Here is a 23,854-nt window from a genome sequence, read left to right on the forward strand (position 1 = left end):
TCTGAGTCCATGAGCACCGTCGCCCTCATCGACGATCACGAGTCGGTACGTCTGGGCCTCGAGGCCGCCTGTCTGCGCGACGGGGATCAGCAAGTGGTGTTCTCCGGCGGCACGGTGAAGGACTATCTGCTGTGGCGGGCATCGGCCGGAGCGCCGCCCGTCGACGTCGTCGTGCTCGATCTCACGCTCGGCGACGGCACCACCGTCACGGAGAACGTCGCCACCCTCGTCGCCGACGGCGCGAGCGTCGTGATCCACAGTGTCGCGGACCGCCCCGCTGCTGTGCGCGAGGCACTGGTCGCCGGAGCGGCTGGCGTCGTGAGCAAGTCCTCCGCGCTGGACGACGTGCTCGACGCGATCCGTACCGTGGCGCGCGGGGACGCCCTGAACAACGTCGAGTGGGCCAGCGCTGTCGACGGCGACCGCGAGTTCGCGGACGCGCAACTGTCCACCCGCGAGCGCGAGGTGCTGCGGCTCTACGCCGCCGGCCTCCCGTTGAAGGTCGTCGCCGAGCGCCTCGGAGTGGCGTACTCGACGGCCAAGGAGAACATCACCCGCATCCGCGTGAAGTACGTCGAGGTGGGCCGACCCGCGCCGACGAAGGTCGACCTGCTGCGCCGCGCGATGGAGGACGGCATCGTCGCCCCGGACGGGGCAGCACGTGGCGGTTGACGCCCGCGGCATCCGGGAGGCGTGGAACCAGATCCCGTCGCCGGGTGCGGCAGGCTCCGGTCTGGAGCGGTTCACCGGCAACCGGATGGAGCGCATCCTTCAGATCGTGATCGCACTCGGCTCGGCCGCGCTGGGGGTGCAGGCGTTCCTCGGCGCGATCACGACGCTGTCGAGGATGGACGCTCCGCACCTGGCGATCCTGATCATGGTGTTCCTGCCGCTGGTGGGCATGATCGTCGCCTGCCTGACCGGGCAGTTCGTGCGGGTCGCCTGCGGGAGCTTCGCCGTCTCGTACATGTTCGCGCTGCTGCTCTGGCCGGTCGTCGTGATCTCCGCAGGGCGTGGCGCGTCGGAGCAGCCGTGGATCTTCTTCCTGGTGAACATCGGAGTGGTCGCCGCCGTCGCGGCGTTCCCGTTCGCCCTGCAGTTCGTGTGGGCGGCTGCCCTGCCCCTGGTGTACGGCTGGGTGCGGCTCGTGCAGGGCGGGTTCTCGCAGGAGTACTGGATCACGACCGCGTTCGACGTGACGTTCACCCTCATCCTCGGCATGGTCCTCGTGTCGCTGGCGTGGATGTTCCGCTCCGTCGCATCCGGCGTCGATGAGGCGCGAGCGAAGGCGGTCGACACCTATGCATCCGCGGCCGCCGCCACCGCCGCGGAGGAGGAGCGCGTCGCGCTGGCCGCGCTCATGCACGACAGCGTGCTGGCGGCATTGATCGCGGCGGCCAGGGCGGAGAGCCCTCGGGAGCAGGATCTGGCCGTCGGGATGGCACGGGAGGCGCTGACCCGCCTCGCCAACACCGAGGCTTCGGTGGCGCAGGAGGGCAGCGATGAACCCGTGAGCACCACCGGGATCGTGGCGGAACTGCGGCGAACGCTGTCGGAACAGGGCGCCGACGCCGTGGTCGAGGAGCGCGGAGAGCCCGGTTCGGTGCCGGGCAAGGTGGCCCGCGCGCTGGTGCTGGCGGCCAGGCAGGCGATCGGCAACGCACTGACGCATGCGGCGGGTCGGGGACTGCACGTGGTCGTGGAAGCGGCGGGAGCGGGCATCCGGATCATCGTGAGCGACACCGGACCGGGGTTCGATCTCGAGCACATCGGCGAGGACCGGCTGGGTATCCGCGCGTCGATCCTCGCGCGGATGGCGGCGGTCGCGGGAACGGCTGACATCTCCTCCGGAGAGTGCGGCACGGTCGTCACCCTGGGATGGGACGCCGCATGAGACTCACCGTCCGCAGCATGGCCACGGGCCTCGCCCTCGGGTTCGCGGTCTACTTCGCGGCGCGCGGCGTGTGGTGGACCCCGGTGCAGCCGGACGTGCCGCTGTTCATGGTCGCTGCGATCGGTCTGTACATCGCGACGATCCTCACGGCGGTGCTGGCGGGCATGGACCAGGGGGTGAGGATGCCGCTGTGGTGCGGGATCCTCGCGCTCGTGACCTCGATCGCCGTGCCGCATCTGGTGTCGGTCTCGCTCGCCAGTGCTGACAGGGTCGCACCGTTCGCCACCTGGTACATCGGGGCGACCGGTCTGCTCGGCGTGGTCTGCATCGTGCGGCGCCGGTTCCTGATCGGCTGGCTGACCCTGCTCGTGCTCATCGTCTTGTCGTGCGCGTTCATGGGGCCGGAGAACGCATTCACCCTCGGTCTGGTCGGATCCATCACCTGGGTCACCGTGGCCCAGCTGCTGGTGCTCTTCTGGGACCGTGCTGTGCGCGACACCGAGCGGCTGGCCGACATCCAGCAGGCGGTCTCGGCCTGGCACGCCACGCAGCAGGTGCGACAGCGAGAGCGGCGGATGCGGGTGCAGCTGGCGCTGGCGGTGGCGGGACCCCTGCTGGCCAGGACGGTGGCCGAGCGCGGCGCGCTGGATGCCGAGGAGAAGACCCGCGCGCGCATCGCCGAAGGGCGCCTGCGCGACGAGCTTCGAGGGGCGAGTCTGCTCAACGATGCCGTGCGCGAGGCCATCGCTGATGCGCGCGGCCGCGGTGTCACCGTCACGGTGTTCGATGAGGGAGGGCTGGACAACGTCGACGAGCAGCGCAGGGATGAGATCCGCGACGAGCTCGCCGGCGTGCTCGCGCAGGTGAGCACCGACCGTGTGATCATCCGCGCGGGCAGCGACGAGGTCATCGCGGTGACGGTTGTCGGCCGCGGCGGTGCCGGCGGATCGCGAGACGAAGACGAGGTCGACCTCTGGCACGAGATCCCGCGCGAGGCGCCGGGGACCTGAGCCTTCCGGTCCGGAAGAGAAAGGGCGAGGGGCGGCGAAGCCGCCCGCCCCTCGCCAACGCGGACGAGTTACCCGAAAACTGTCCGCATGTGGACGGTTATTCGCTTGCCTACCCTGGGACAAGGAGACCGTCTAACGCGAAGCGTTGCATCCAGTCTGCCGGGCGGAAAACAGGCTGTCTGTAGGTATTTCGGGGGACAAATCCGGCCTTTTTCGGGCGTTTCGGGGTCTTTCTGCCTCTGAAACGGTCCCTGAGCCTGCCGCTTGTACTGAGCGAGCGCAGCGAGACGAAGTGAAGGGTCAGCCCGAGAACCGGCCCCAGGGGATGTCGCGCCGCAGCGGTGTGCGGATGGGACGGCGGGTGCTCATCCATGCGGAGACGTGCTTCTCTTCGGCGACGGCAGTGGCGACCTCGGTGGTGTACGCCTCGCTGACGATCGCGACGAGCGCGGCGAGTTCCTCGTCGGTCGGGTTGCCTCGCACGACCTCGACGATCGGGGCGTCGGGCTGCTGCTCGGTCACAGCGGGATGTTCCCGTGCTTCTTGGGCGGCAGCTCCGCGCGCTTGCCCTTGAGGGCGCGCAGGGCCTTCGCGATCGACACGCGGGTGTTCGCCGGCTCGATGATGCCGTCGATCTCGCCGCGCTCGGCGGCGAGGAACGGGCTGGTCACGCTGTAGGTGTATTCGTTCGCGAGACGCGTGCGCACAGCGGCGACATCTTCACCGGCCTCCTCGGCGCGCTTGATCTCGCCGCGGTACAGGATGTTCACGGCGCCCTGCCCGCCCATCACGGCGATCTCCGCTGTCGGCCAGGCCAGGTTGACGTCGGCACCGAGCTGCTTCGAGCCCATCACGATGTACGCGCCGCCGTAGGCCTTGCGGAGGATCACGGTGACCAGCGGCACGGTGGCCTCGGCGTAGGCGTAGATGAGCTTCGCGCCGCGGCGGATGACGCCGGTCCACTCCTGGTCGGTGCCGGGCAGGTAGCCGGGCACGTCGACGAGCGTGACGATCGGGATCGAGAAGGCGTCGCAGAAGCGCACGAAACGGCTGGCCTTCTCACCCGCCTCGATGTTCAGCGTTCCGGCCATCTGCGAGGGCTGGTTGGCGATGATGCCCACCGAGCGCCCCTCGACGCGGCCGAAGCCGATCAGGATGTTCGGGGCGAACAGCGGCTGCACCTCGAGGAAGTCGCCGTCATCGACGATGTGCTCGATGACGGTGTGCATGTCGTAGGGCTGGTTGGGGGAGTCCGGGATGATCGTGTTCAGCACACGGTCGGAATCGGTGGTCTCGAACTCGAAGGGCGTGTCGTAGCCGGGGATCTCCGCCATGTTGTTGTCCGGCAGGAAGCCGAGCAGCGTGCGGGCGTAGTCGATCGCGTCGTCCTCGTCCTCGGCCAGGTAGTGCGCGACGCCGGAGCGGGTGTTGTGCGTGTAGGCACCGCCCAGCTCCTCCATGCCGACGTCCTCACCGGTGACGGTCTTGATCACGTCCGGTCCGGTGACGAACATCTGGCTGGTCTTGTCGACCATGATCACGAAGTCGGTGAGCGCCGGGCCGTACACGGCGCCGCCGGCGGCGGGACCCATGATGATCGAGATCTGCGGGATGACACCCGAGGAGCGGGTGTTCATCTTGAAGATCTCGCCGTACTTCGACAGCGCGAGCACACCCTCCTGGATGCGGGCGCCGCCGGAGTCGAGGATGCCGATCACCGGCATCCCGCTGGTGAGGGCGAACTCCATGATCTTGATGATCTTGTCGCCGGAGACCTCGCCGAGCGAGCCGCCGAAGGTGGTGAAGTCCTGCGAGTAGACGGCCACGGTGCGGCCGTGGATGGTGCCGATGCCGGTGACGACGGAGTCGCCGTACGGGCGGTTGCGGTCCATGCCGAATGCAGTGGTGCGATGCCGGACGTACTCGTCGAACTCGACGAAGCTGCCGGGGTCGACGAGAAGCTCGATGCGCTCGCGGGCGGTCATCTTGCCCTTGGCGTGCTGCTTCTCCTGGGCTTTCTTCTCGGCGTCGACGACGGCCTCGGTGTAGCGGGCGCGGAGGTCCGCGATCTTGGCTGCGGTCGTCGAGAGGTCAGGCGTGTCCGTCACGTTTCCACACTAGTGCCGGGGGCCGGAGCGCCGTTGGATGCTCGCCACAACGGATTCGCCGATCCTTTGGGGGCTTCGGTTCGCCTGCGTGATCAGTTCTTCGGCGTCCAGCTGCCGCCGTTCTGCCAGAACTGCCCGATGTCCTCCAGCGGGCGGCCCTTCGTCTCCGGGGCCAACCATGACACGAAGCCGAAGGCGAGCACTGCCATCACGCCGAAGATCGCGAAGGTCCACGCGCCGCCGGTGGCCTCGAGCAGGCTCGGGAAGATCGCGCCGACGATCACGTTGGCGACCAGGTCGGCGGTGAGCATGACCGTGGCGCCGAGGGCGCGCAGGTGTGCCGGCATCGCCTCGCCTGCGTACACCCACACCAGCGAGCCGAAGCCGAAGGTGAAGCCGGCGGTGAACAGCATCAGGCCGATGAATCCGAACACCGTCAGCGCGCCGCTGAACTCGCCGCCGCCGATGGCGAACACGGCGACGAGCAGAGCGTTCGCGAGGATCATCACGCCGATGCCGATGAGCAGCACCGGCCGGCGTCCCATCCGGTCGATCACCGCGAGGGCGATGAACACGGCGACCAGGCCGGCGACCTGCACCAGGGCGGAGAGGCCGAGCTGCACGATGTGGTCGCTCGATCCCATGGCGTCGAAGATGCTCGGGCTGTAGTACACGATCGCGTTGATGCCGGTGATCTGCACGAAGAATCCGAGGCCCACCACGAACAGCGTCGCGCGCAGGAAGGGCCCCCGGAGCAGGTCGGTCCAGCGGGAGGTGTGCGCGGTGGCGAAGCCGGCCGTGATGGTCTCGAGTTCGGCCTCGATGTCGACCGCGCCGCCCTCGATGAGCGACAGGGTCCGGCGGGCCTCGGCCGTGCGACCCTTCATGATGTACCAGCGCGCGGTGTCGGGCAGGCGCAGCAGCAGGATGGTGATCACGACGCCGGGAACGGCGGCGAGCCCGAGCATCCATCTCCAGCTCTCCGTCGAGGCGAGGGCCATCGCGACGAGGTAGCCGAGGATGATGCCGGTGACGGTGGCGACCTGATACAGCACCAGGAACGCGCCGCGCGAGCGTGTCGGCGCGGATTCGGCGACGAACACCGGGACCACGACGACGGACACGCCGATCGTGAGGCCGAGCAGGAAGCGGGCCACGATGAGGAATTCGAGAGTCGGGGCGATGCCGCTGAGCAGCGAGAAGATGGTGAACGTCGCGGCGACGGCGACCATGGTGGGTTTGCGTCCGACGCGGTTCGACAGCGCACCGCCGAACAGGGCGCCGAGGATCTCGCCGACCACGACGGTGGTGGTGACCAGGCCCTGTCCTGCGGCATCCAGGTGGAAGTCCTGGGTGAGATAGATCAGAGCGCCGCCGATGTTCGACGAGTCGTATCCGTAGATGATGCCGACAGTGGCAGCTGCGATGCCGACCATCACGGCGAGCCTGGTCAGCTTCGGGTTCTCGGTGAGAGTGTGCATCGCGATGCCTTCCTTCGGCGGGCGCCCCCAGAGCGCGGAGCGTAACCGAACGGTACCCCCCTGACATATGGCGGATCGGCCACGCGCCACCATGGGCGCTCACACCACGAACCGCCAGACGTACTCCAGCCCGTCCTCCGGGCGGAACCATGCCAACGTGACCACGACGTCATCGAGGTCCGCCGAGCACAGGCACAGCTCGAGCCTCTCGGCGGGCAGCACCTGGCCCCACAGGTCCGTGACGATGCCGGTGCTCGGATCGTCGCGGAACACGCGCACGAAGTCGACCGGCTCGTCACCGACGTTGAGGACGACCGGATGTGCGCGCTCGTCCCGCAGGATGCGCCACGGCACGCGGTAGGCGGGGACGGATGTCGGGAGCTGGGGGAGTCCGAGGGTCATGCCGCCACGCTAGGAACGGCGGCGGACAGGGCGCCGGCGCGCGGGCATCCGAGGCCGGGGCTGTGCAGGGCTGTACGTTATTCGTCGGGTGTGGAGAGCGTCTCGATCTCCGGCGCCGGCCTCCGGCGCACCGCACCGGTGACCTTCCGGCCGGCCCAGCCCACGCCGCGCACCGCGGTGCCCGCCGCGCTTGCCGCGGCCGCTCCCACGAAGCGCGCGCCGTGCAGCATCCGCAGTTCGAGTCGCTGCGCGCCGGGCACCGGTTCGAGTTCTGCCGGCAGATCGACCGGCGCCTGCCCGAAGGCCTTCCGCGATGCCGTCAGCACGCGCCGGCCGAGGACATGGTTGCCGGCGCCGCCGATCGCGGCGCCGATGCCGAACGGCAGCGCCTTGCCCAGGAACGACGCACTGCCGTTCACGGCGAACTGCTTGAGGAACATGCTCTTCAGACGATCGACGAGCGGCCCGACCGCCGCCCGCGGCAGCGACTTCGTCACCAGTTCGCCCCAGTAGGCCGAGCGTGTGCCGCCGCGGCCCGCCGCCTGCCTCGCCAACTGCGAGACCAGGTCGACGCCCTCCTTGCCGAGCATGAGCGTCATCACCAGCGCACGCGCCCGGTCGGGGTTCTCGATCGGGATGCCGTGCACCTCGGCGACCGACTGAGCGAACAGCGCGGTCGACTCCACGAAGCCCAGGGTCTCGACGCCCGAGAGCGTGAGCGTCACGCCGGTGCCGATGCCGGGAACCACGGCCGTCGCGCCGACGGCCGCGCCCCCGGCCGTCACGGCGGCGAGGTAGCGCAGCTCGAGGATGCGCACGATCTCGGCAGGCGTCGCGTTCGGGCTGCGCAGGCGGATGCTGCGGATGTGGGCGACCACCAGCGGACGCTGCACCGCGAGCACCCTGTCGACGCCGCGGATCACGAACGGATGCTCGTCAGAGCCCACCGGCGGCAGGCCGGTGTCCCAGGCGGAGTCCGCGGGGAGCGAATGGATCTTGTGCACCTTGTCGCGCATGCGCCGATCCTATGGAGTCCCGCCGCGAGAAAGCCGAAAGCCCGGCTCCGCAGGGAGCCGGGCTTTCGAAGGATGCGGAGTCAGACGAACAGGTTCGCCCGCTCGAGGTCCTCGGCGAAGTCGATCTCGACCGCGTAGAGGTCGGACACGTCCATCGGCTCGACGAGCACGCCGTCCTCGGCGATCGCCAGTTCGAGGCCGCGCTCGAAGTAGTCCTGGTCATCGACCCGCTGCAGCTGGCGCATGAACGCCTTCTTGTGCGCGGAGGAGATGTAATTGATGCCGACCGCTTCGCCGAGACCGCCCTTGACGGTCTTGGACAGCTCGTTGATGAAGCCCTCGGAGGTGACGGTGTACTTCACCTCTTCATCGCTGACCTTGGAGGTGTTGACGGTGACGAACGACTGGTCGCGTTCGATGAGCTCGATCGCACGGCCGAGGATGCGCGGGTCGAAGACGACGTCGCCGTTCATCCAGAGCACGCCGCCGCGCCCGGTGACGCTGAGCGCGCGCAGCAGGCTCTTCGACGTGTTGGTGACGTCGTAGCGCTCGTTGTGCACGTAGTTCACATCGGGGAAGGACTCGATGATCGTCTCGGCGCGGTAGCCCACGACGGTGGTGATCCTGGCGTCGCCACCGAAGGCGGCACGGATGTTCTCGTGCTGCTGCTGCATGATGGTGCGGCCGTCGTGCAGCTCGGTGAGCGGCTTGGGGAGGGCGCGCCCGAGGCGAGAGCCCATGCCTGCGGCCAGGATGACGGTCTGAAGAGTCACGAATGCTCCTAAAAAGTATCTGTGTTCACTGTCGATTCATCGACGAGACACCTCTTCGTGCCGGTCACATGCTACCGAAGCGCCCTGGGAGAGCCCCCGGCCGGGACTCGGCGTTGCCGTTTCGTGATCGAGTACACACCGGACACTCAGGATCCGTCTTAGGGCGAAATACCGCAGTTCGCAGACCCAGGAAAGCCCGAGGTCGGTTGATAGCGTAATAGATGTGACTGCTTCTTCCCCCTCTCCCGGAGATGACCCTGTGAAGGCCCCAGCTGCGTCGGAGGATGCCCCCGCGGCAGCGAAGAAGACCGGAACGGCGAAGAAGACGACCACGACGAGGAAGCCCGCGCCGACGAAGAGGGCGGCGTCGGCGGACACGGCGGCGGAGAAGAAGGATGCCGCGAAGCAGGCTGCCGCGAAGACTGCGGCTGTGAAGAGCGCGGCGCGCTCGACGGCTGCTGCGAAGACCGCCGCGGCGAAGAGGACCGGGGCGACAGCCGCTGCCAAGACGGCTGCTGCGAAGACTGCGGCGGCGCGCACCACAGCGGCGAAGTCGGCGGCGAAGGCCACCGCGGCGACGGCCGCGGCGAAGAAGACGGCGGCGGCCAAGACGGCCGCTGCAGCCAGGGAAGAGGAAGCTGCCGCGACCGGCGCGAAGAAGCCGGGGGCGCGGAAGACCGCGGCGACGGCTGCGGCCAAGAAGCCCGCGACGGCGAAGACGACGACGGCCAAGAAGACGACGACGGCGGCGAAGTCGACGACAGCGGCGAAGGCGGCGGCGAAGACGACGACCAAGACGTCGGCGGCCAAGAAGGCGACAACGACCAAGAAGGCGACAACGACGGCGGCAGCCGAGAAGACGACGACAGCGGCGAAGGCTGCGGCGGCGAAGTCGGCGATCACGGCGAAGGCTGCAGCGGAGACATCCGCAGCAGGGAGTACTGCCGCCGAGCCGGTGGCGGCTGAGATGACGGAGGCCAACGACGCTGCGGCGGCTAAGGCTGCTGAGGCGACCACGATCACTGCCGAACCGGCAGCAGCGGCATCCGACGAGACTTCGAGAGAAGTATCCGCGGAGACCGCAGGGGAGCCCGCGACGACGACACGCCCCGCAGCGAAGATCGCGGCAGTAGCCGCGGCGGCCGGTGTGGTGGAGACTGTGGCTGCAGATGCCGCGACCACGGGTGCTGGGGAACCCGTCGTGAAGGAGGTCGTCGTGACCGAGGAGACTCCGCAGACCGAGGCGCCGCCGCGGGACGACACCGTCGTCGTCCCCGCAGAGGCGGTCGCCGTCACGGCGGTGCCCGAGCCGGAACCTGCGCCCGTCGCATCCGGGCCCGAAACGGAGCCTCAGCCCGAGCCGGAGCAGGACCCCGCGCCGACGCGGGCGACGACGGCGCAGCCGAAGACCGACGCGGCACCGCTCGACGAGAACGCCGTTCCTGCCGTGATGATCCGCGGCCTGGTCAAGCATTTCGGTGACACCCGGGCGGTGGACGGCATCGATCTGACCGTTCCCGCGGGTACCTTCTACGGCATCGTCGGTCCGAACGGGGCGGGCAAGACGACCACGCTGTCGATGGTCGCCGGCCTCCTGCGGCCCGACGAAGGCAGCATCATCATCGGCGGTGTGGATCAGAAGGCGGATCCGGTCGCCGCGAAGCGCGCACTCGGCGTGCTGCCCGACCGGCTGCGCACCTTCGACCGGCTGACCGGCCGGCAGCTGCTCTACTACTACGGTCTGCTGCGCGGGCTCGACTCAGGCGTCATCGAGAAGCGTGCAGCCGACCTCGCCAGGGCCTTCGATCTGACCGAGGCGCTGAGCCGTGTGGTCTCCGACTACTCGGCGGGTATGACGAAGAAGGTCATGCTCGCCGGCGCGATGATCCACTCGCCGCGCGTGCTGGTGCTGGACGAGCCGTTCGAGTCCGTGGACCCGGTCTCGTCGGGCGTCATCCTGGACATCCTGCGTGCCTACGTCGAACACGGCGGCACCGTGATCCTCTCCAGCCACGGTATGGACCTCGTGGAGCGCGTCTGCTCGCGTGTCGCCATCATCGTCGGCGGGGAGGTGCTCGCCGAGGGCACGATCGACGAGGTGCGGGCCGGACAGTCGCTGGAGGCGCGCTTCGTCGAGCTCTCCGGTGGGAACGCCGAGGTGGAGGGGCTCGAGTGGTTGCACACGTTCTCCGCCTGAGGCTCGCGCTCCTGGCAGGATCTCTGCGCACCGGTCATCCGGTGCGCACGGTCGCCGGGCTCCTGGCGGTCGCAGCGCTGACCGTCGCGACCTGCGTCGCGGTGCTCAGCCTGAGCGACGGCACGCTGCAGACCGCACGCTCGGTGATCGTCCTGGGCGGCGCAGCGGTGTTCCTCGCGTTCCTGCTGGGGCCGGTGCTGGTCGGCACCAGCGACCAGCTCGACCCGCGCAAGTTCGCCGTCTTCGGCGTCGACGAGCGGCGGATGCCGTGGATGCTGGCGCTGGCGTCGGTGATCAGCATCCCGAGCGCCGCGCTGATCGCCGTCGGCGTGTGCGTGATGATCGTCGGGATCGGGTTCGGCGCGCCCTGGCCTGTCGCGGTGCTCTCCACTCTGCTGGGTGTCGCCGTGGCGATCGTCGCCGCACGGATCGGGATGGCAGTGAGCGCACTGCTCCTGCCGGAGCGGCGCTCGCGGGAGCTGACCGCCCTGTTCGCGCTCGCGCTGATCGTCATCGCGTTCCCGGTCGCGGTGTTCTTCGCCTCGATGGCGTGGGACGGTGCGGTGCCCCAGGCCGTCGCGACAGCCACCTCCATCATCGGCGTGACCCCTCTGGGAGCAGCGCAGGGCTTCCTGTTCTCGGTTGCGGACGGTGACATCGCGGCCGCGTGGCTGAGCGCGATCGTCGGAGTGCTCACGGCGGCCGGAGCCGCCGTGCTGTGGGAATGGCTCGTGCGCCGGCTGCTGACGACGGTGGAGCGGCCGGTCGCCGCGCGCGAGCGCTCCGGCCTCGGTTGGTTCGCCGTGCTGCCGTCGAACGCCTTCGGCGCTGTCGCGGCGCGCAGCCTGGTGTACTGGTTGCGCGACCGCCGGTACATCGTGAACGTCATCGTGGTTCCGATCGCCGGCATCCTCACCGTGCTGCCGCTGGTCGTCGCCGGTGTGCCCGTCGCGATCGCCGCACTGATCCCGGCGCCGCTGATCGCCCTGTTCCTCGGCTGGTTGCCGCACAACGACGTCGCGTACGACTCGACCGCGATCTGGGTGCACATCGCCAGCGGGATGAAGGGCGTCGCCGACAGGCTCGGGCGCCTGGTCCCCATGGTGCTGCTCGCGCTGCCGCTGCTCGCCGTCGCCGTGTCCATCACGCTTGCCGTCGTGGGCGACTGGTCGCTGCTGATGCCGTTCACCGGGGTCGTGGCGTGCCTGTTCCTCAGCGCGCTGGGGATGTCGAGCCTCTCGTCGGTCATCGCGCCGTATGCGGTGTCGCGTCCTGGCGACAGCCCCTTCCAGCAGCCGCAGCGCTCCGCGTCGTACGGATCGTACGGCGCGGCCCTCTCGCTGCTCGCGGCGCTCGTGCTCACGATCCCCGCCGGCTGGCTTTTCGTCCTCACACTGCTCGAGGGCGACAGACACGGGCCGGCGACGTTCTGGACCGGCATCATCGTCGGCGTGCTCGCGCTCGCCGCCGGAGTCTCTCTGGGCGGGCGGATCTTCGAGCACAGCGGCGAGCGCCTGATGGAGTTCGCCGAGACCACCTGATCGGCGCGAGGGCACCCCGGTGCCGTCGACGACGATTAGACTCACCGTCATGAGTACTCCGCTGGACAGCCCCGATCAGGGCGGCGCGGCAACGCTTGATCGCGAACTCGAGGAACTCCTCAAGGAAGAGCACTTCGAGCCGGGCGACCATGAGCGCTTCTCGCACTACGTGAAGAAGGAGAAGATCCTCGAGTCCGCGATCACCGGCAAGCCGGTGCGGGCGCTGTGCGGCAAGAAGTGGACTCCGGGCCGCGACCCCGAGAAGTTCCCGATCTGCCCCACGTGCAAGGAGATCTACGAGTCGATGGTGGGCTGAGCCCGCTCGGTTCAGACGGCGTCGACCCACAGCGTCGGGATCGCCGGATCCGACTTGCTGAGCGCGAGTGCGCGGATGGGAAGCTCCTCGCGCACACGCAGGTGGTGAGCGCGAGCCGATGCCGTGCCCTCAGCGCCTTCGAAGGACGTGTCGATCTCGCCGGCCTCGACGAGCACGACCTGCAGCGGCCGCGCGTCCGGGTGCTCCGACGGCACATCGACCTCATCGAAGCCGGCCGACACCGCGATCGTCTCCGCGCTGGCGGTGCCGTGCTCGAGCGAGCGGAACGCCGCTTTCCTGCCGCCCTTGGACGCCTTGTCGGCTGACGCCTTCGCGACCGGGACCCAGGCGCCCGCGGCATCCTGTCGGGCGACGAGCTTGTAGACCATGCTCGCGGTGGGGTAGCCGGATCCGGTGACGACCGAAGTGCCGACGCCGTAGGCGTCGACGGGCGAGGCCGCGAGAGCGGCGATCGCGTACTCGTCCAGATCGCTGGTGACCGTGATCCGTGTGCCGGTCGCCCCGAGCTCGTCGAGCTGGGCACGCACCTCCGCTGCCACGATCGGCAGGTCGCCGGAGTCGATGCGCACGCCGCCCAGCGATGTGCCGGCGACGCGGATGGCGAGCTCGACGCCCGCGCGGATGTCGTAGGTGTCCACGAGCAGCGTCGTGGCGGTGCCGAGCGCCTCGATCTGCGACCGGAAGGCCGACTCCTCGTCGTCGTGCAGCAGCGTCCACGAGTGCGCGGCCGTGCCCATCGTCGGGATGCCCCAGCGGCGACCGGCCTCGAGATTGCTGGTCGCCCCGAAGCCGGCGATGTACGCGGCTCGTGCTGCAGCGACGGCGGAGTGCTCCGCGGCGCGTCGGGAGCCCATCTCGGCGAGCGGCCGATCGCCGGCCGCGATGCTCATCCGGGATGCCGCGGTGGCGACCGCCGAGTCATGGTTGAGCACGCTCAGCGCCAGAGTCTCGAGCACGACAGCGTCGGCGAAGCTGCCCTCGACTGTGAGGATGGGGGAGCCGGGGAAGTACAGCTCGCCCTCGCGGTAGCCGCGGATCGTGCCGGTGAAGCGGTAGTCCTCCAGGTACGCCAGCGTCGCGGCATCCACCACGTCGTTGTCGCGCAGGAACCGCAGCTCGTCCTCACCGAAGCGGAACTCGCGCAGCAGGGACAGCAGGCGACCGGTGCCCGCCACGACACCGAAGCGACGCCCGCCGGAGAGCCGCCGTGAGAACAGTTCGAACACACAGGGGCGTGCAGCCGTGCCGTCGCGCAGCGCCGCGGCCAGCATGGTCAGTTCATAGCGATCGGTGTACAGCGCCGTCGACGTCGTCATGAGGATGAGCTTAGTGATGACGGCAGCGGTGCTCGTGGAACAGTCGCGTTCGGTCTCACCGGACGCCAGTACACTGAATCGGCCGGATCGAACACGCCGCAGCCCTGGCGACCACTGCATCCGGCGGAGGAGTGCGCGTGGACGATCTGACCCGGCTCGCCAACGGAGTCGTCTGGCCCGGCTTCCTCGGCGGAGACGTGCCTCGATGGCTCGAGGACGAGCTGCGGAGCGGACTCGCCGGCGTCGTCTACTTCGCGCAGAACCTGCACGGCGACACCGCTGCCCTCAGCGCGCGCATCCACGCGATCGCCCCGCATGCGCTGATCGGCATCGACGAAGAGGGCGGCAGCGTCACCCGCCTCGAGACCGGGACAGGATCGACGGTCCCTTCGGCGGCGCAGCTCGGAATGCTCGATGACGTCGACGCGACGCAGGACACCGCGGCGGAGATCGCAAGACGCTGCGCAGCGGTCGGTGTCGACGTCGTGCTCGCGCCCGTCGCCGATGTGAACACCGACCCGCGCAATCCGGTGATCGGTACGAGAGCCTTCGGCAGCGACACCGCGGTCGTCTCCCGCCATGTGGCCGCTGCTGTCCGCGGCATCCAGGGTGCCGGGATCGCGGCCTGCGCGAAGCACTATCCCGGGCACGGGGACACCCACACCGACTCGCATCACGACCTGCCGCGCGTCGATGCCACCGCCGAGGAGATGGCGCAGACCCACCTGCCGCCGTTCAGCGCCGCCGTTCAGGCCGGAGTGCGCGCGATCATGACCGCCCACATCGCCGTTCCGGCGTGGGGGGAGACGCCTGCCACGCTGAACCCCGCCGTGCTCGGGATGCTCCGCGACGAGGGGTTCGACGGGGTCATCGTCACCGACGCGCTGGACATGGCCGCGATCCGCGAGACGGTGGGGATCGGCGGCGGCGCCGTGCGTGCGCTCGCCGCAGGCGCCGATCTGCTCTGCGTCGGCAACCCGACCAACCCGGGACCGGCGATGCTGCCCGATCAGGACGAGCGCGACTTCCGTGCGGCTCGCGACGCGATCGTCGCGGCGCTCCGCTCGGGTGAGCTCAGTCGCGAGCGTGTGGAGGAGGCTGCGGCCCGCGTCGCCAGGATGGCGGAAGACCTCGCCTCTTCCCGAGGAGATCGTCAGGGCGGCGCGCTGAATGCCGAGAGCATCGTGCGACGCGCGATCGCCGTGCAGGGAGAGCTTCCGGCCTATGCGGACCTGCCGACAGACGTCATCGACGTCCGCCGCCCTTCCTCCCTCGCCGTGGACAGCGCGGCAGGGCACGTCGCGTCGACCCTCGCGGCCGGTGGCCGGGTGGTGCGCCTCGATGCCGAGACCGCGGATGACGCCGCCGTCGCGGACATCGCCGTCGGAGCGAGCCGGCAGCGGAGCATCCTGCTGGTCGACCGACTGGACGAGTCGTCCGCACAGCGCGCCGTGGCATCCGCGATCGCCGGTGCTGCACCGGACACGGCCATCGTCAACGTCGGGGTGCCCGGTGACGGGATCCCGGGCGCCGCAGTGCTCGACCTGGCCGCCGCGAGCCTGATCGCCGCGCAGGTCGCCCGCCGGATGCTGACCGGAAACTGAGGAAAGAGACGCAGATGACCCGTGACGACGCACTCCGCCAGGAGCTGGGCACACTGTCCACCGAAGCGGTCGACCCGGCGTACGCCGAGCTGGATCTCCTCGGCACCGACGAGCAGGTCGCGCTGATGCTCCAGCAGGGCGTGCAGGCTGCAGAGGCAGTGGCCCGGCAGGGACAGGCCATCGCACGCGCCGTTGACGGCATCGTCGGGCGGCGTGCCGCGGGAGGGCGGCTGATCTACATCGGTGCCGGCACCGCCGGCCGAATGGGCGTGCTCGACGCGAGTGAGATCCCGCCCACTTACGGAACAGCTCCTGACGAGGTCGTCGGGCTGATCGCGGGCGGCGACGTGGCGGTTCGGGCAGCCGTGGAGAACGCCGAGGACGACGACGTCGCCGGGCGCGCCGCAGTCGACGGAATCGGTCTCACCGCCGACGACGCGATCGTGGGCATCTCGGCCTCGGGTCGCACCCCGTATGTGGCAGGTGCTCTCGCGCGGGCGCAGGAGCTCGGTGCGTTCACGATCAGCCTGGCAGGCAACGGCGGGTCGGCCATCTCGCGGGGCGTGGACGTCGCGATCGAGGTCGACGCCGGTCCGGAGATCGTCGCCGGGTCGACGAGGCTGAAGGCCGGCACCGTGCAGAAGCTCGTGCTGAACGCACTGTCCACCCTGGCGATGGTGCAGGAGGGCAAGGTCCTCGGAAACCTCATGGTCGATGTGCAGGCCACGAACGAGAAGCTTCGCGTGCGCGCGCAGCGCATCGTCATGAACGCCACCGGATGCGACGCCACGACTGCGGCGTCGGCGCTCGATTCGGCCGGGGGATCGGCGAAGGTCGCGATCGCGATCGCCGCGAGCGGCACGGACTCGCAGACCGCGCGGGCCGCGCTCGAGGCCTCCGGCGGGCGGCTGCGCCCAGCGCTGGAGCAGCTGCGGGCCGAGTAGGCTGGAGCATCATGAACGACGCTCCGATCGGCATCTTCGATTCCGGGGTCGGCGGGCTCACCGTCGCGCGGGCCATCCGGGCCCAGCTGCCGCAGGAGTCGATGGTCTACATCGGCGACACAGCGCATTCGCCGTACGGTCCCAAGCCGATCGCCGACGTCCGCCGCTACGGCCTCGAGGTGCTCGACACTCTCGTCGAGCAGGGCGTGAAGATGCTCGTGATCGCCTGCAACACGGCATCCTCCGCCATGCTGCGCGACGCCAGGGAGCGGTACGACGTGCCCGTCGTCGAGGTGATCGGCCCGGCCGTGCGTCGCGCCGTCTCGACCACCCGTAACGGCCGGATCGGCGTGATCGGCACGGTCGGCACGATCGGGTCGCGCGCCTACCAGGACATGCTCGAGGTCAACGAGCGTCTCGAGGTGTTCGCCGCGGCCTGCCCGCGTTTCGTCGAGTTCGTCGAGGCCGGTATCACCGGCACTCCCGAGGTGCTCGCCACCGCCGAGGAGTATCTGGCGCCGCTGCGCGAGGCAGGCGTGGACACTCTGGTGCTGGGCTGCACGCACTACCCGTTCCTGCGAGGCGCGATCAGCTACGTCATGGGTGACGGCGTGAGCCTGGTCTCCAGCGACGACGAGACGGCCGCCGACGTCTATCGGCAGCTCGTCGCCGGCGATCTGCTCGCCTCTCCCGATGCGCAGCCGACGCACGTGTACGAGGCCACCGGCGATTCCGCCGACGACTTCACCGCGCTGGCGAACCGGCTGATGGGTCGCGAGGTCCGCGACGTGCAGCTCGTGCAGACCGGCGTGATCACGCTCCCGCATCTGTCCCTGGAAGGAAACAATGTCTGACATCACCCGCGCCGACGGCCGCACCGCCGACCAGCTCCGCGAGATCACCATCGAGCGCGGCTGGAGCGCACAGGCCGAGGGGTCGGCGCTGATCAGCTTCGGCGGCACGAAGGTGCTGTGCACGGCATCCTTCACCAACGGCGTGCCCCGCTGGCTGACCGGCAAGGGCAAGGGGTGGGTGACCGCCGAGTACGCGATGCTGCCCCGTGCGACCAACTCGCGCAACGACCGCGAGAGCGTGAAGGGCCGCATCGGCGGACGTACGCACGAGATCTCCCGCCTGATCGGTCGCGCGCTGCGCGCCGTCGTCGACACCAAGGCGCTGGGTGAGAACACCATCGTCATCGACTGCGACGTGCTGCAGGCCGACGGCGGCACTCGCACCGCTGCGATCACCGGCGCCTACGTCGCTCTCGCCGACGCGATCGAGTGGGGTCGCGAGAAGAAGTTCATCGGGAAGAACTCCACGCCGCTGCTCGACTCGGTCGCCGCCGTGTCGGTCGGGATCATCGACGGCGAGCCCATGCTCGACCTGGCATACGTCGAGGACGTGCGCGCGGAGACCGACATGAACGTCGTCGTCACCGGCCGCGGGCTGTTCGTCGAGGTGCAGGGCACCGCCGAGGGGGCGCCGTTCGACAAGCGCGAACTCGACGCGCTCCTCGACCTCGGCGTCGCCGGCTGTGCCGAGCTGAAGGATCTGCAGCTGAAGGCGCTCGCGTGAAGATCGTCCTCGCCACGCACAACCCGCACAAGGTCGACGAGTTCCGCGCGCTGGTCGGCAGCGTGCGGCCCGACATCGAGATCGTCGGCTACGACGGCCCCGAGCCGGTCGAGGATGGCGTGACGTTCGCCGAGAACGCCCTCATCAAGGCCCGCGCCGCGGCGGTGCACACCGGCCTTCCCGCTGTGGCCGACGACTCCGGCATCTGCGTGGACGTGCTGGGCGGCTCGCCCGGTGTGTTCTCCGCGTACTGGGCGGGGCAGAAGAAGGATGCGGTCGCCAACCTCGAACTGCTGCTGGACCAGCTGCGCGACGTCGCCGACCCGCACCGCGCGGCCCAGTTCCACGCGACGATCGCGCTCGTCGTCCCCGGCGGCGCGGAGCAGACCGTCGAGGGCGTGTGGCCCGGACGGCTCGCGCACACCCCGGCCGGCCCCGGCGGCTTCGGCTACGACCCGATCTTCATCCCTGACGGGCAGGACGCCGGCGCCGAGCGCACCGTGGGGGAGTACTCCGCCGCGGAGAAGCAGGCCGACTCGCATCGCGCGAGGGCGTTCGCGGCACTCCTGCCGCTGCTCGAGAAGCTCTAGTCGCTACTGGGAATCATCCTCAGGGCTCGAGGCGATACGTTCGTACCCATGACGGATAAGGCTGCTTGGTCACCGCCCATGATGGTCGGAATAGACGGCGGGCCATTGACTCCGCTTGATGACCTTCATCGTTTTCGGCTTCCAGCCGATCAGACCTACCCGATCCTCGACTTGCAGACGTGCATCTCGGATCTCGACACCGTCATCGCAATCGGGGAGGTCCTCGAAGAGCAGGCCGGAGCAGGCACCTTGGATTTCGGATTGTGGCACGCGCTCGTCATAACGTACGGACGTGGATTCCAGGACGGAAAGTCGTTTGGGGTTGGCAAGCCGCTTGCCGGCCTGCGGCAATTCCTGCCATCACTCGATGCTGATCAAAGGCAGCATCACGACCATCTCTTGAGGACGCGCAACCGTCAGGTTGCTCATACGGTCGACAAAGGTGGCGCAGCGATCACCGTTGCGTTCCACGCCGACGGCAGTTTCGCTGCGGTCGATTCGTTCCACGTAGGGCAATCCGCAAGTACTGCGGATGTGGAGGATGCCGTGTGCCTGGCGCGTACGCTGCGCGAACTTGCCTGGACTGAGCGCGGCAGACTCATTGACCTGCTGGAAGAGCGGTGGCGCGGGCGGTCGCTCTCGTCAGAGGAATTGGCAGCAGCAGCAAAAGCCAGGACCGATTTCGTTGCGGAGGTGCGCGCCAGTACAGACGGACCTGACGGGAGTTGACGCAACACGTTGCGAATTACGTGACTCTACTGAGTCCGGTTCTCATCCTCATTCCCGACTAGGCGAAAAGGCGCTTCACCAGGGAGTTCCCGGCCTACCCTGGAGGCATGCACGATCACGCACCGACCGACCTCCGCTCGTCGAGCAATCGGCGACTGCTGACGATCTCGCTGTGTCTGACGGCGACGGTGATGGTCGTGCAGATCGTCGGCGCGGTGCTCAGCGGCTCGCTCGCGCTGCTGGCAGACGCGGCGCACATGTTCACGGATTCGTCGGCGCTGGTGATCGCGCTGATCGCGAGTGCCGTGGCCATGCGACCTGCCGACGACCGGCGCACCTTCGGCTATCAGCGCGCCGAGGTGTTCGGCGCACTGATCAACGCCATCATCCTCATCGTGCTGATGGTCGTGGTGGCCGTGCAGGGGGTCTCGAGGCTGATCGAGCCGGGAGAGGTCGAGGTCGCCGGCCCCCTGATGCTGACGGTCGCCGTGATCGGCATGGTCGCCAACGGCGTATCGATGTGGCTGCTCAGCTCGGCGCAGAAGCACAGCATCAACGTGCGCGGCGCCTATCTCGAGGTGATGGGTGATCTCATCGGCTCGGTGATGGTGATCATCGCCGCGATCGTCATCGTGACGACGGGATGGATGCCGGCCGACGCGATCGCCTCGCTCGTGATCGCGGCCATGATCCTGCCGCGAGCGCTCTCCCTGCTTCGGGAGGTGTTCTCGGTGCTCGCCGAGTCGGCGCCCAAGGGCACCCAGGTCAGCGAGATCCGCGAGCATCTGCGCGGTTACGACGGCGTCGTCGACGTGCACGACGTGCACGTCTGGCAGCTCACCCGCAGCGCGCCGGTGTTCACCGCGCACGTGCAGGTCGACCCCGCAGTGCTCACGAACGGCCGCGCGGCGACCCTGCTGGACGAATTCCACACCTGCCTCTCGGAGCATTTCGACGTGGAGCACTCGACGTTCCAGCTCGAGCCGGCCGACCGGTCCGAGTGCGAGGCGGCGCACGACTAGCTCTCGAGGCGGACCTCGGCGACGGTCTTGTCGGGCCGGAGGCCGCGCCAGCGGGCGTGTCGCAGGATGCCGCCGGGCGTCCAGTTCGCGAACTCCACCTCTCCGACCAGTTCGGGACGCACCCAGAGCGCGTCCGATGCCTCGGGCGGCGGCACGTCGACTGCAGGCTCGTCCACGCGCAGCGGCTGGAGCCGGGTCAGGAGGTCGCGCAGCATCCGGTCGGTGAATCCGGTGCCGACTCTGCCGGCGTAGCGGAGTCGGCCGTCGTCGCCGGGCACCGCGAGCAGCAGCGACCCGAACGTGCCGGCCCGATCGCCGTTGCCCGGGCGGATGCCGACGATCACGACCTCCTGGGCGCGGGTGAGCTTGAGCTTCAGCCAGGCGTCCGACCGGACGCCTGGACGATACCGCGACTGCGGATCCTTGGCGACGACGCCCTCCAGCCCGAACTCGCTGCTCGCGGCGAGGGCGGCGTCGACGTCATCGAACACCGGCGTCACCTGCACGGGCGCATCGAGGCCCTCCACGAGCTGCTCGAGCAACTCGCGGCGCTGGCGCAGTGGCGCGCCGGTGAGGTCGTGCCCGTTCAGCCGCAACAGGTCGAAGAGCAGGTAGACGACGGGGGTGCGCACCACCTCGCGCTCGATCTCGCGCGCCCTCGTGAGGTGCATCCGGTTCTGCAGGCGTGTGAAGCTGGGCCGTCCCTCGCTGTCGAAGGCCACGATCTCGCCGTCGACGATGGCGTCGTCGGCGGGCAGGTGCGGTGCGCCGTCGGCTGTCAACTCCGGGTAGCGTGCCGTGACGTCGGTGCCGCTGCGCGCGTGCAGTCGCATCCGCCCTCCGGACCAGCTGCCCAGCGCGCGGATGCCGTCCCACTTGATCTCCGCCCAGCCGCGAGAGCGGGCGAGACCGGCCGTGCCGTTCTCGGCGAGCATCGGCTGCGGCGCGGCCGTGTCCTGCCCGGGTCCTGAGCGACCGGAGCGAGACGAAGGGCGCTCGGGGCGGGCGACAGGCCTGCCCTCCTTCATCCGGTGCAGCAGCCACTGCGACTTCTCGCCACTGCCCGAGGTGCGGATCAGCGCGAGCCGGGCCGTGCCGAGCCGCCCGCCGGGGCGGCCCGTGAACGTGCCGATCACCTCGTCGTCGCGCCACTTCTCGAGGTCGACGGTGCCGCTGTCCCAGATCGTCATCCCGCCGGCGCCGTACTCACCGTGGGGGATGGTGCCCTCGAACTCGAGGTACTCGAGTGGATGCGGCTCGGTCATCACCGCGAGGTGGTTGCGGGCGGGGGAGTCCGGCACCCCCTTGGGGACGGCCCAGCTGATCAGCACGCCGTCACGCTCGATGCGCAGGTCGTGATGGAGGCTGCTGGCGTGGTGCTCCTGGATGACGAACCGCGTCGCGTGCGAGGCAGCCGCCGCCGTCGCGGGCATCGGCTCGGGCGTCTTCGACGCATCGCGCTTGGCGAGGTACGGCGCCAGCGCGGCGGGCACGGGGGCGAGGACAGCGAAAGGATCGATGCCGGCCGCCACCCTGGCCAGCACGTCCTCGAACTGGAGCTGGGCGAGCCCGGGGTCGTCGAGCTCCTCCCAGGTGCGCGGCGCCGCCACCCAGGGGCGTGCCCTGCCGCGCAGGGAGTACGGGGCGATCGTCGTCTTGGACGCGTTGTTCTGGCTCCAGTCGATGAACACCTTTCCGGGCCGGAGCGCCTTCGACATCACGCTGGTGGCCAGGTCGGGATGGTCGGCCTCGATCGAGCGGGCCAGCTCCTTGGCGACCGCGGAGGTCTGCTCACTGGTCTGCGCGCCGGTGCCGTCCTCTTCGACGGGCAGTGCGGCGTACAGGTGGATGCCCTTGCTGCCGCTCGTCACCGGCACCGGGTCGAGACCCATGCCGGTGAGGATGCCGCGCGCGACGCGCGCGATCTCGGCGCACTCGGCGAGTCCCGCGCCGGGGCCGGGGTCGAGGTCGAGCACGAGGCGATCGGGCCGGCCACGGCCGCCGGATGAGGTGAAGCGCCACTGCGGCACATGCAGCTCGAGGGCGGCGACCTGTGCCAGCCAGACCAGCGTCGGCACGTCATCGGCCAGCGGATACTCCTTCGGCCCCTCGGAGTGCTCGATCGGCATTCTGCGGATCCACTCCGGAGCGCCTGGCTCCAGCTGCTTGGTGAAGAAGGACGACTCGGGAGCATCCGCTGTTCCCACGCCCTCGACCCACCGTTTACGGGTGACCGGCCGACCACGCAGATGCGGCAGCATCACGGGCGCGACCCGGGTGACGTAGTCGATGATCTCGCCCTTGGTCGTGCCGGTCTCGGGATAGACCACCTTGTCGAGGTTGGTGATGCGCAGACGGCGGCCGTCGATCTGCACGACCTGCCCGCCCGAAGTCATGGGGAAAGGCTAGGGCACATCTCTCGCGGCCGGTATGTCAAGGGGGCTGGCCCGCGCCGGTGCCGCTGGTGTGTACTGGTGCCATGAGGACGATCTGGAAGGGCGCCCTGACCTTCGGGCTGGTGAACGTGCCGGTGAAGGTGTACTCCGCCACCGAGGACCACGACGTGTCGCTGCACCAGGTGCACGACGAGGACGGCGGACGCATCCGCTATCAGCGCGTGTGCGAGGTGTGCGGACAGGTGATCCCGTACGCGGACATCGACAAGGCGTTCGTGGACGACGACGGTCAGACGGTCGTGCTCACCAAGGACGACCTGGCGGCCCTGCCTGCGGAGAAGAGCCGCGAGATCGATGTGCTGGAGTTCGTGCCCACCGAGCAGGTCGATCTGCTCACGCTCGACAAGGCCTACTACCTGGAGCCCGACTCGAAGTCGCCGAAGGCCTACGTGCTGCTGCGCAAGACGCTCGAGCAGACCGACCGCACGGCGATCGTGCGTTTCACTCTGCGGCAGAAGACACGGCTCGCGGCGCTGCGGGTGCGCGGCGACGTGCTGGTGCTGCAGACGCTGCTGTGGGCCGACGAGGTGCGTGAGGCCGCGTTCGCATCGCTCGACGAAGAGGTGAAGATCAGCAAGAAGGAGCTCGAGCTCTCGTCATCGCTGGTCGACAGCTACTCGAGCGACTTCGATCCGGAGGAGTACGTCGACGAGTACCAGCGGGAGCTGCGCACCCTCATCGACGCGAAGATCGAGGCCGGCGAGGGCTTCGACGTCTCGGAGACGTTCGTCGAGGAGGGCGCCGCGGAGGGCGGCGAGGTCATCGACCTGATGGAGGCGCTGCGCGCCAGCGTCGAGAAGTCCAAGGCCGCGCGCAAGAGGGATGCCGGGTAGCCGGCATCCCGTCCGTCCCGCGC

General features: G+C 69.3%; 23 protein-coding genes. 14 read left to right on the top strand and 9 right to left on the bottom strand.

Annotation, left to right across the window (positions count from 1 at the left end; all coding sequences use genetic code 11):
• The first annotated feature begins 9 nt into the window (after positions 1-9).
• From DY023_RS15665 to DY023_RS15675, 3 genes are read left to right on the top strand one after another with little or no spacing between them, the layout of a single operon-like run.
• A complete protein-coding gene (locus DY023_RS15665) occupies positions 10-672 on the top strand; it encodes a response regulator transcription factor (RefSeq protein WP_116243278.1) in 663 nt (220 codons plus the stop codon).
• Positions 662-1,894: a sensor histidine kinase gene (locus tag DY023_RS15670; protein WP_116243279.1), complete on the top strand. Its 1,233-nt coding sequence runs from the start codon at positions 662-664 to the stop codon at positions 1,892-1,894. The genes DY023_RS15665 and DY023_RS15670 overlap by 11 nt, the downstream gene beginning before the upstream one ends.
• A complete protein-coding gene (locus DY023_RS15675) occupies positions 1,891-2,904 on the top strand; it encodes a hypothetical protein (protein ID WP_245958737.1) in 1,014 nt (337 codons plus the stop codon). Before DY023_RS15670 ends, DY023_RS15675 begins: the two co-directional genes overlap by 4 nt.
• 300 nt (positions 2,905-3,204) lie before the next feature.
• Here DY023_RS15675 and DY023_RS15680 read toward each other — a convergent pair whose 3' ends face one another.
• The 7 genes from DY023_RS15680 to DY023_RS15710 form a co-directional block, all read right to left on the bottom strand.
• Positions 3,205-3,426, bottom strand: a complete 222-nt coding sequence (locus tag DY023_RS15680; protein ID WP_116243281.1) for an acyl-CoA carboxylase subunit epsilon — start codon at positions 3,424-3,426, stop codon at positions 3,205-3,207.
• A complete protein-coding gene (locus tag DY023_RS15685; RefSeq protein WP_116243282.1) occupies positions 3,423-5,012 on the bottom strand; it encodes an acyl-CoA carboxylase subunit beta in 1,590 nt (529 codons plus the stop codon). Before DY023_RS15685 ends, DY023_RS15680 begins: the two co-directional genes overlap by 4 nt.
• Positions 5,013-5,104: 92 nt before the next feature.
• Positions 5,105-6,493 carry a sugar porter family MFS transporter gene (locus tag DY023_RS15690; RefSeq protein WP_116243283.1) on the bottom strand — a complete coding sequence of 463 codons (1,389 nt, stop codon included), beginning with the start codon at positions 6,491-6,493 and terminating at the stop codon, positions 5,105-5,107.
• 99 nt (positions 6,494-6,592) lie between these two features.
• Positions 6,593-6,895, bottom strand: a complete 303-nt coding sequence (locus DY023_RS15695) for a hypothetical protein (protein ID WP_116243284.1) — start codon at positions 6,893-6,895, stop codon at positions 6,593-6,595.
• A gap of 77 nt (positions 6,896-6,972) precedes the next feature.
• Positions 6,973-7,911, bottom strand: a complete 939-nt coding sequence (locus DY023_RS15700; RefSeq protein WP_116243285.1) for a hypothetical protein — start codon at positions 7,909-7,911, stop codon at positions 6,973-6,975.
• Positions 7,912-7,991: 80 nt separating this feature from the next.
• Complete coding sequence (locus DY023_RS15705; protein WP_116243286.1) at positions 7,992-8,684, bottom strand: phosphocholine cytidylyltransferase family protein; 693 nt, start codon at positions 8,682-8,684, stop codon at positions 7,992-7,994.
• 36 nt (positions 8,685-8,720) lie between these two features.
• Positions 8,721-9,707 carry a hypothetical protein gene (locus DY023_RS15710; protein ID WP_181905876.1) on the bottom strand — a complete coding sequence of 329 codons (987 nt, stop codon included), beginning with the start codon at positions 9,705-9,707 and terminating at the stop codon, positions 8,721-8,723.
• Between the two features lie 193 nt (positions 9,708-9,900).
• Between DY023_RS15710 and DY023_RS15715 the strand changes: the two genes are divergently transcribed.
• Genes DY023_RS15715 through DY023_RS15725 form a run of 3 tightly spaced genes read left to right on the top strand, consistent with a single transcriptional unit; the run spans position 9,901 to position 12,738 of the window.
• A complete protein-coding gene (locus DY023_RS15715) occupies positions 9,901-10,881 on the top strand; it encodes an ABC transporter ATP-binding protein (RefSeq protein WP_245958738.1) in 981 nt (326 codons plus the stop codon).
• Entirely contained in the window at positions 10,857-12,422 is a 1,566-nt protein-coding gene (locus tag DY023_RS15720; protein ID WP_116243288.1) for a hypothetical protein, read from the top strand. The genes DY023_RS15715 and DY023_RS15720 overlap by 25 nt, the downstream gene beginning before the upstream one ends.
• 49 nt (positions 12,423-12,471) lie before the next feature.
• Positions 12,472-12,738, top strand: coding sequence for a DUF3039 domain-containing protein (locus DY023_RS15725; RefSeq protein WP_116243289.1), 267 nt, complete (start codon positions 12,472-12,474; stop codon positions 12,736-12,738).
• An 11-nt stretch (positions 12,739-12,749) separates the two neighbouring features.
• Here DY023_RS15725 and DY023_RS15730 read toward each other — a convergent pair whose 3' ends face one another.
• Positions 12,750-14,075: a nicotinate phosphoribosyltransferase gene (locus DY023_RS15730; RefSeq protein ID WP_116243290.1), complete on the bottom strand. Its 1,326-nt coding sequence runs from the start codon at positions 14,073-14,075 to the stop codon at positions 12,750-12,752.
• A gap of 137 nt (positions 14,076-14,212) precedes the next feature.
• On the opposite strand from DY023_RS15730, the gene DY023_RS15735 reads away from it, so the two are divergent.
• From DY023_RS15735 to DY023_RS15765, 7 genes are all read left to right on the top strand, one after another.
• The gene (locus tag DY023_RS15735) at positions 14,213-15,679 is read left to right on the top strand and encodes a glycoside hydrolase family 3 protein (protein WP_116243291.1); all 1,467 of its coding nucleotides are present in this window, start codon (positions 14,213-14,215) and stop codon (positions 15,677-15,679) included.
• Between the two features lie 14 nt (positions 15,680-15,693).
• Positions 15,694-16,623, top strand: coding sequence for an N-acetylmuramic acid 6-phosphate etherase (gene murQ, locus DY023_RS15740; protein ID WP_116243292.1), 930 nt, complete (start codon positions 15,694-15,696; stop codon positions 16,621-16,623).
• 11 nt (positions 16,624-16,634) lie between these two features.
• Positions 16,635-17,477, top strand: coding sequence for a glutamate racemase (gene murI / locus DY023_RS15745; protein ID WP_116243293.1), 843 nt, complete (start codon positions 16,635-16,637; stop codon positions 17,475-17,477).
• Positions 17,470-18,201: a ribonuclease PH gene (rph, locus tag DY023_RS15750; protein ID WP_116243294.1), complete on the top strand. Its 732-nt coding sequence runs from the start codon at positions 17,470-17,472 to the stop codon at positions 18,199-18,201. The genes murI and rph overlap by 8 nt, the downstream gene beginning before the upstream one ends.
• Positions 18,198-18,791 carry an RdgB/HAM1 family non-canonical purine NTP pyrophosphatase gene (rdgB, locus tag DY023_RS15755; protein ID WP_116243295.1) on the top strand — a complete coding sequence of 198 codons (594 nt, stop codon included), beginning with the start codon at positions 18,198-18,200 and terminating at the stop codon, positions 18,789-18,791. Before rph ends, rdgB begins: the two co-directional genes overlap by 4 nt.
• A gap of 48 nt (positions 18,792-18,839) precedes the next feature.
• A complete protein-coding gene (locus DY023_RS15760; RefSeq protein WP_147303314.1) occupies positions 18,840-19,520 on the top strand; it encodes a hypothetical protein in 681 nt (226 codons plus the stop codon).
• A 107-nt stretch (positions 19,521-19,627) separates the two neighbouring features.
• Complete coding sequence (locus DY023_RS15765; protein WP_116243297.1) at positions 19,628-20,542, top strand: cation diffusion facilitator family transporter; 915 nt, start codon at positions 19,628-19,630, stop codon at positions 20,540-20,542.
• On the opposite strand, the gene DY023_RS15770 is transcribed toward DY023_RS15765, so the two are convergent.
• Complete coding sequence (locus tag DY023_RS15770; RefSeq protein WP_116243298.1) at positions 20,539-22,938, bottom strand: ATP-dependent DNA ligase; 2,400 nt, start codon at positions 22,936-22,938, stop codon at positions 20,539-20,541. The genes DY023_RS15765 and DY023_RS15770 overlap by 4 nt on opposite strands.
• Positions 22,939-23,021: 83 nt before the next feature.
• Between DY023_RS15770 and ku the strand changes: the two genes are divergently transcribed.
• Positions 23,022-23,831, top strand: coding sequence for a non-homologous end joining protein Ku (ku, locus tag DY023_RS15775; protein WP_116243299.1), 810 nt, complete (start codon positions 23,022-23,024; stop codon positions 23,829-23,831).
• The last annotated feature ends 23 nt before the right edge of the window (positions 23,832-23,854 follow it).

The organism is Microbacterium bovistercoris (assembly GCF_003387575.1).
Taxonomy (GTDB): domain Bacteria; phylum Actinomycetota; class Actinomycetes; order Actinomycetales; family Microbacteriaceae; genus Microbacterium; species Microbacterium bovistercoris.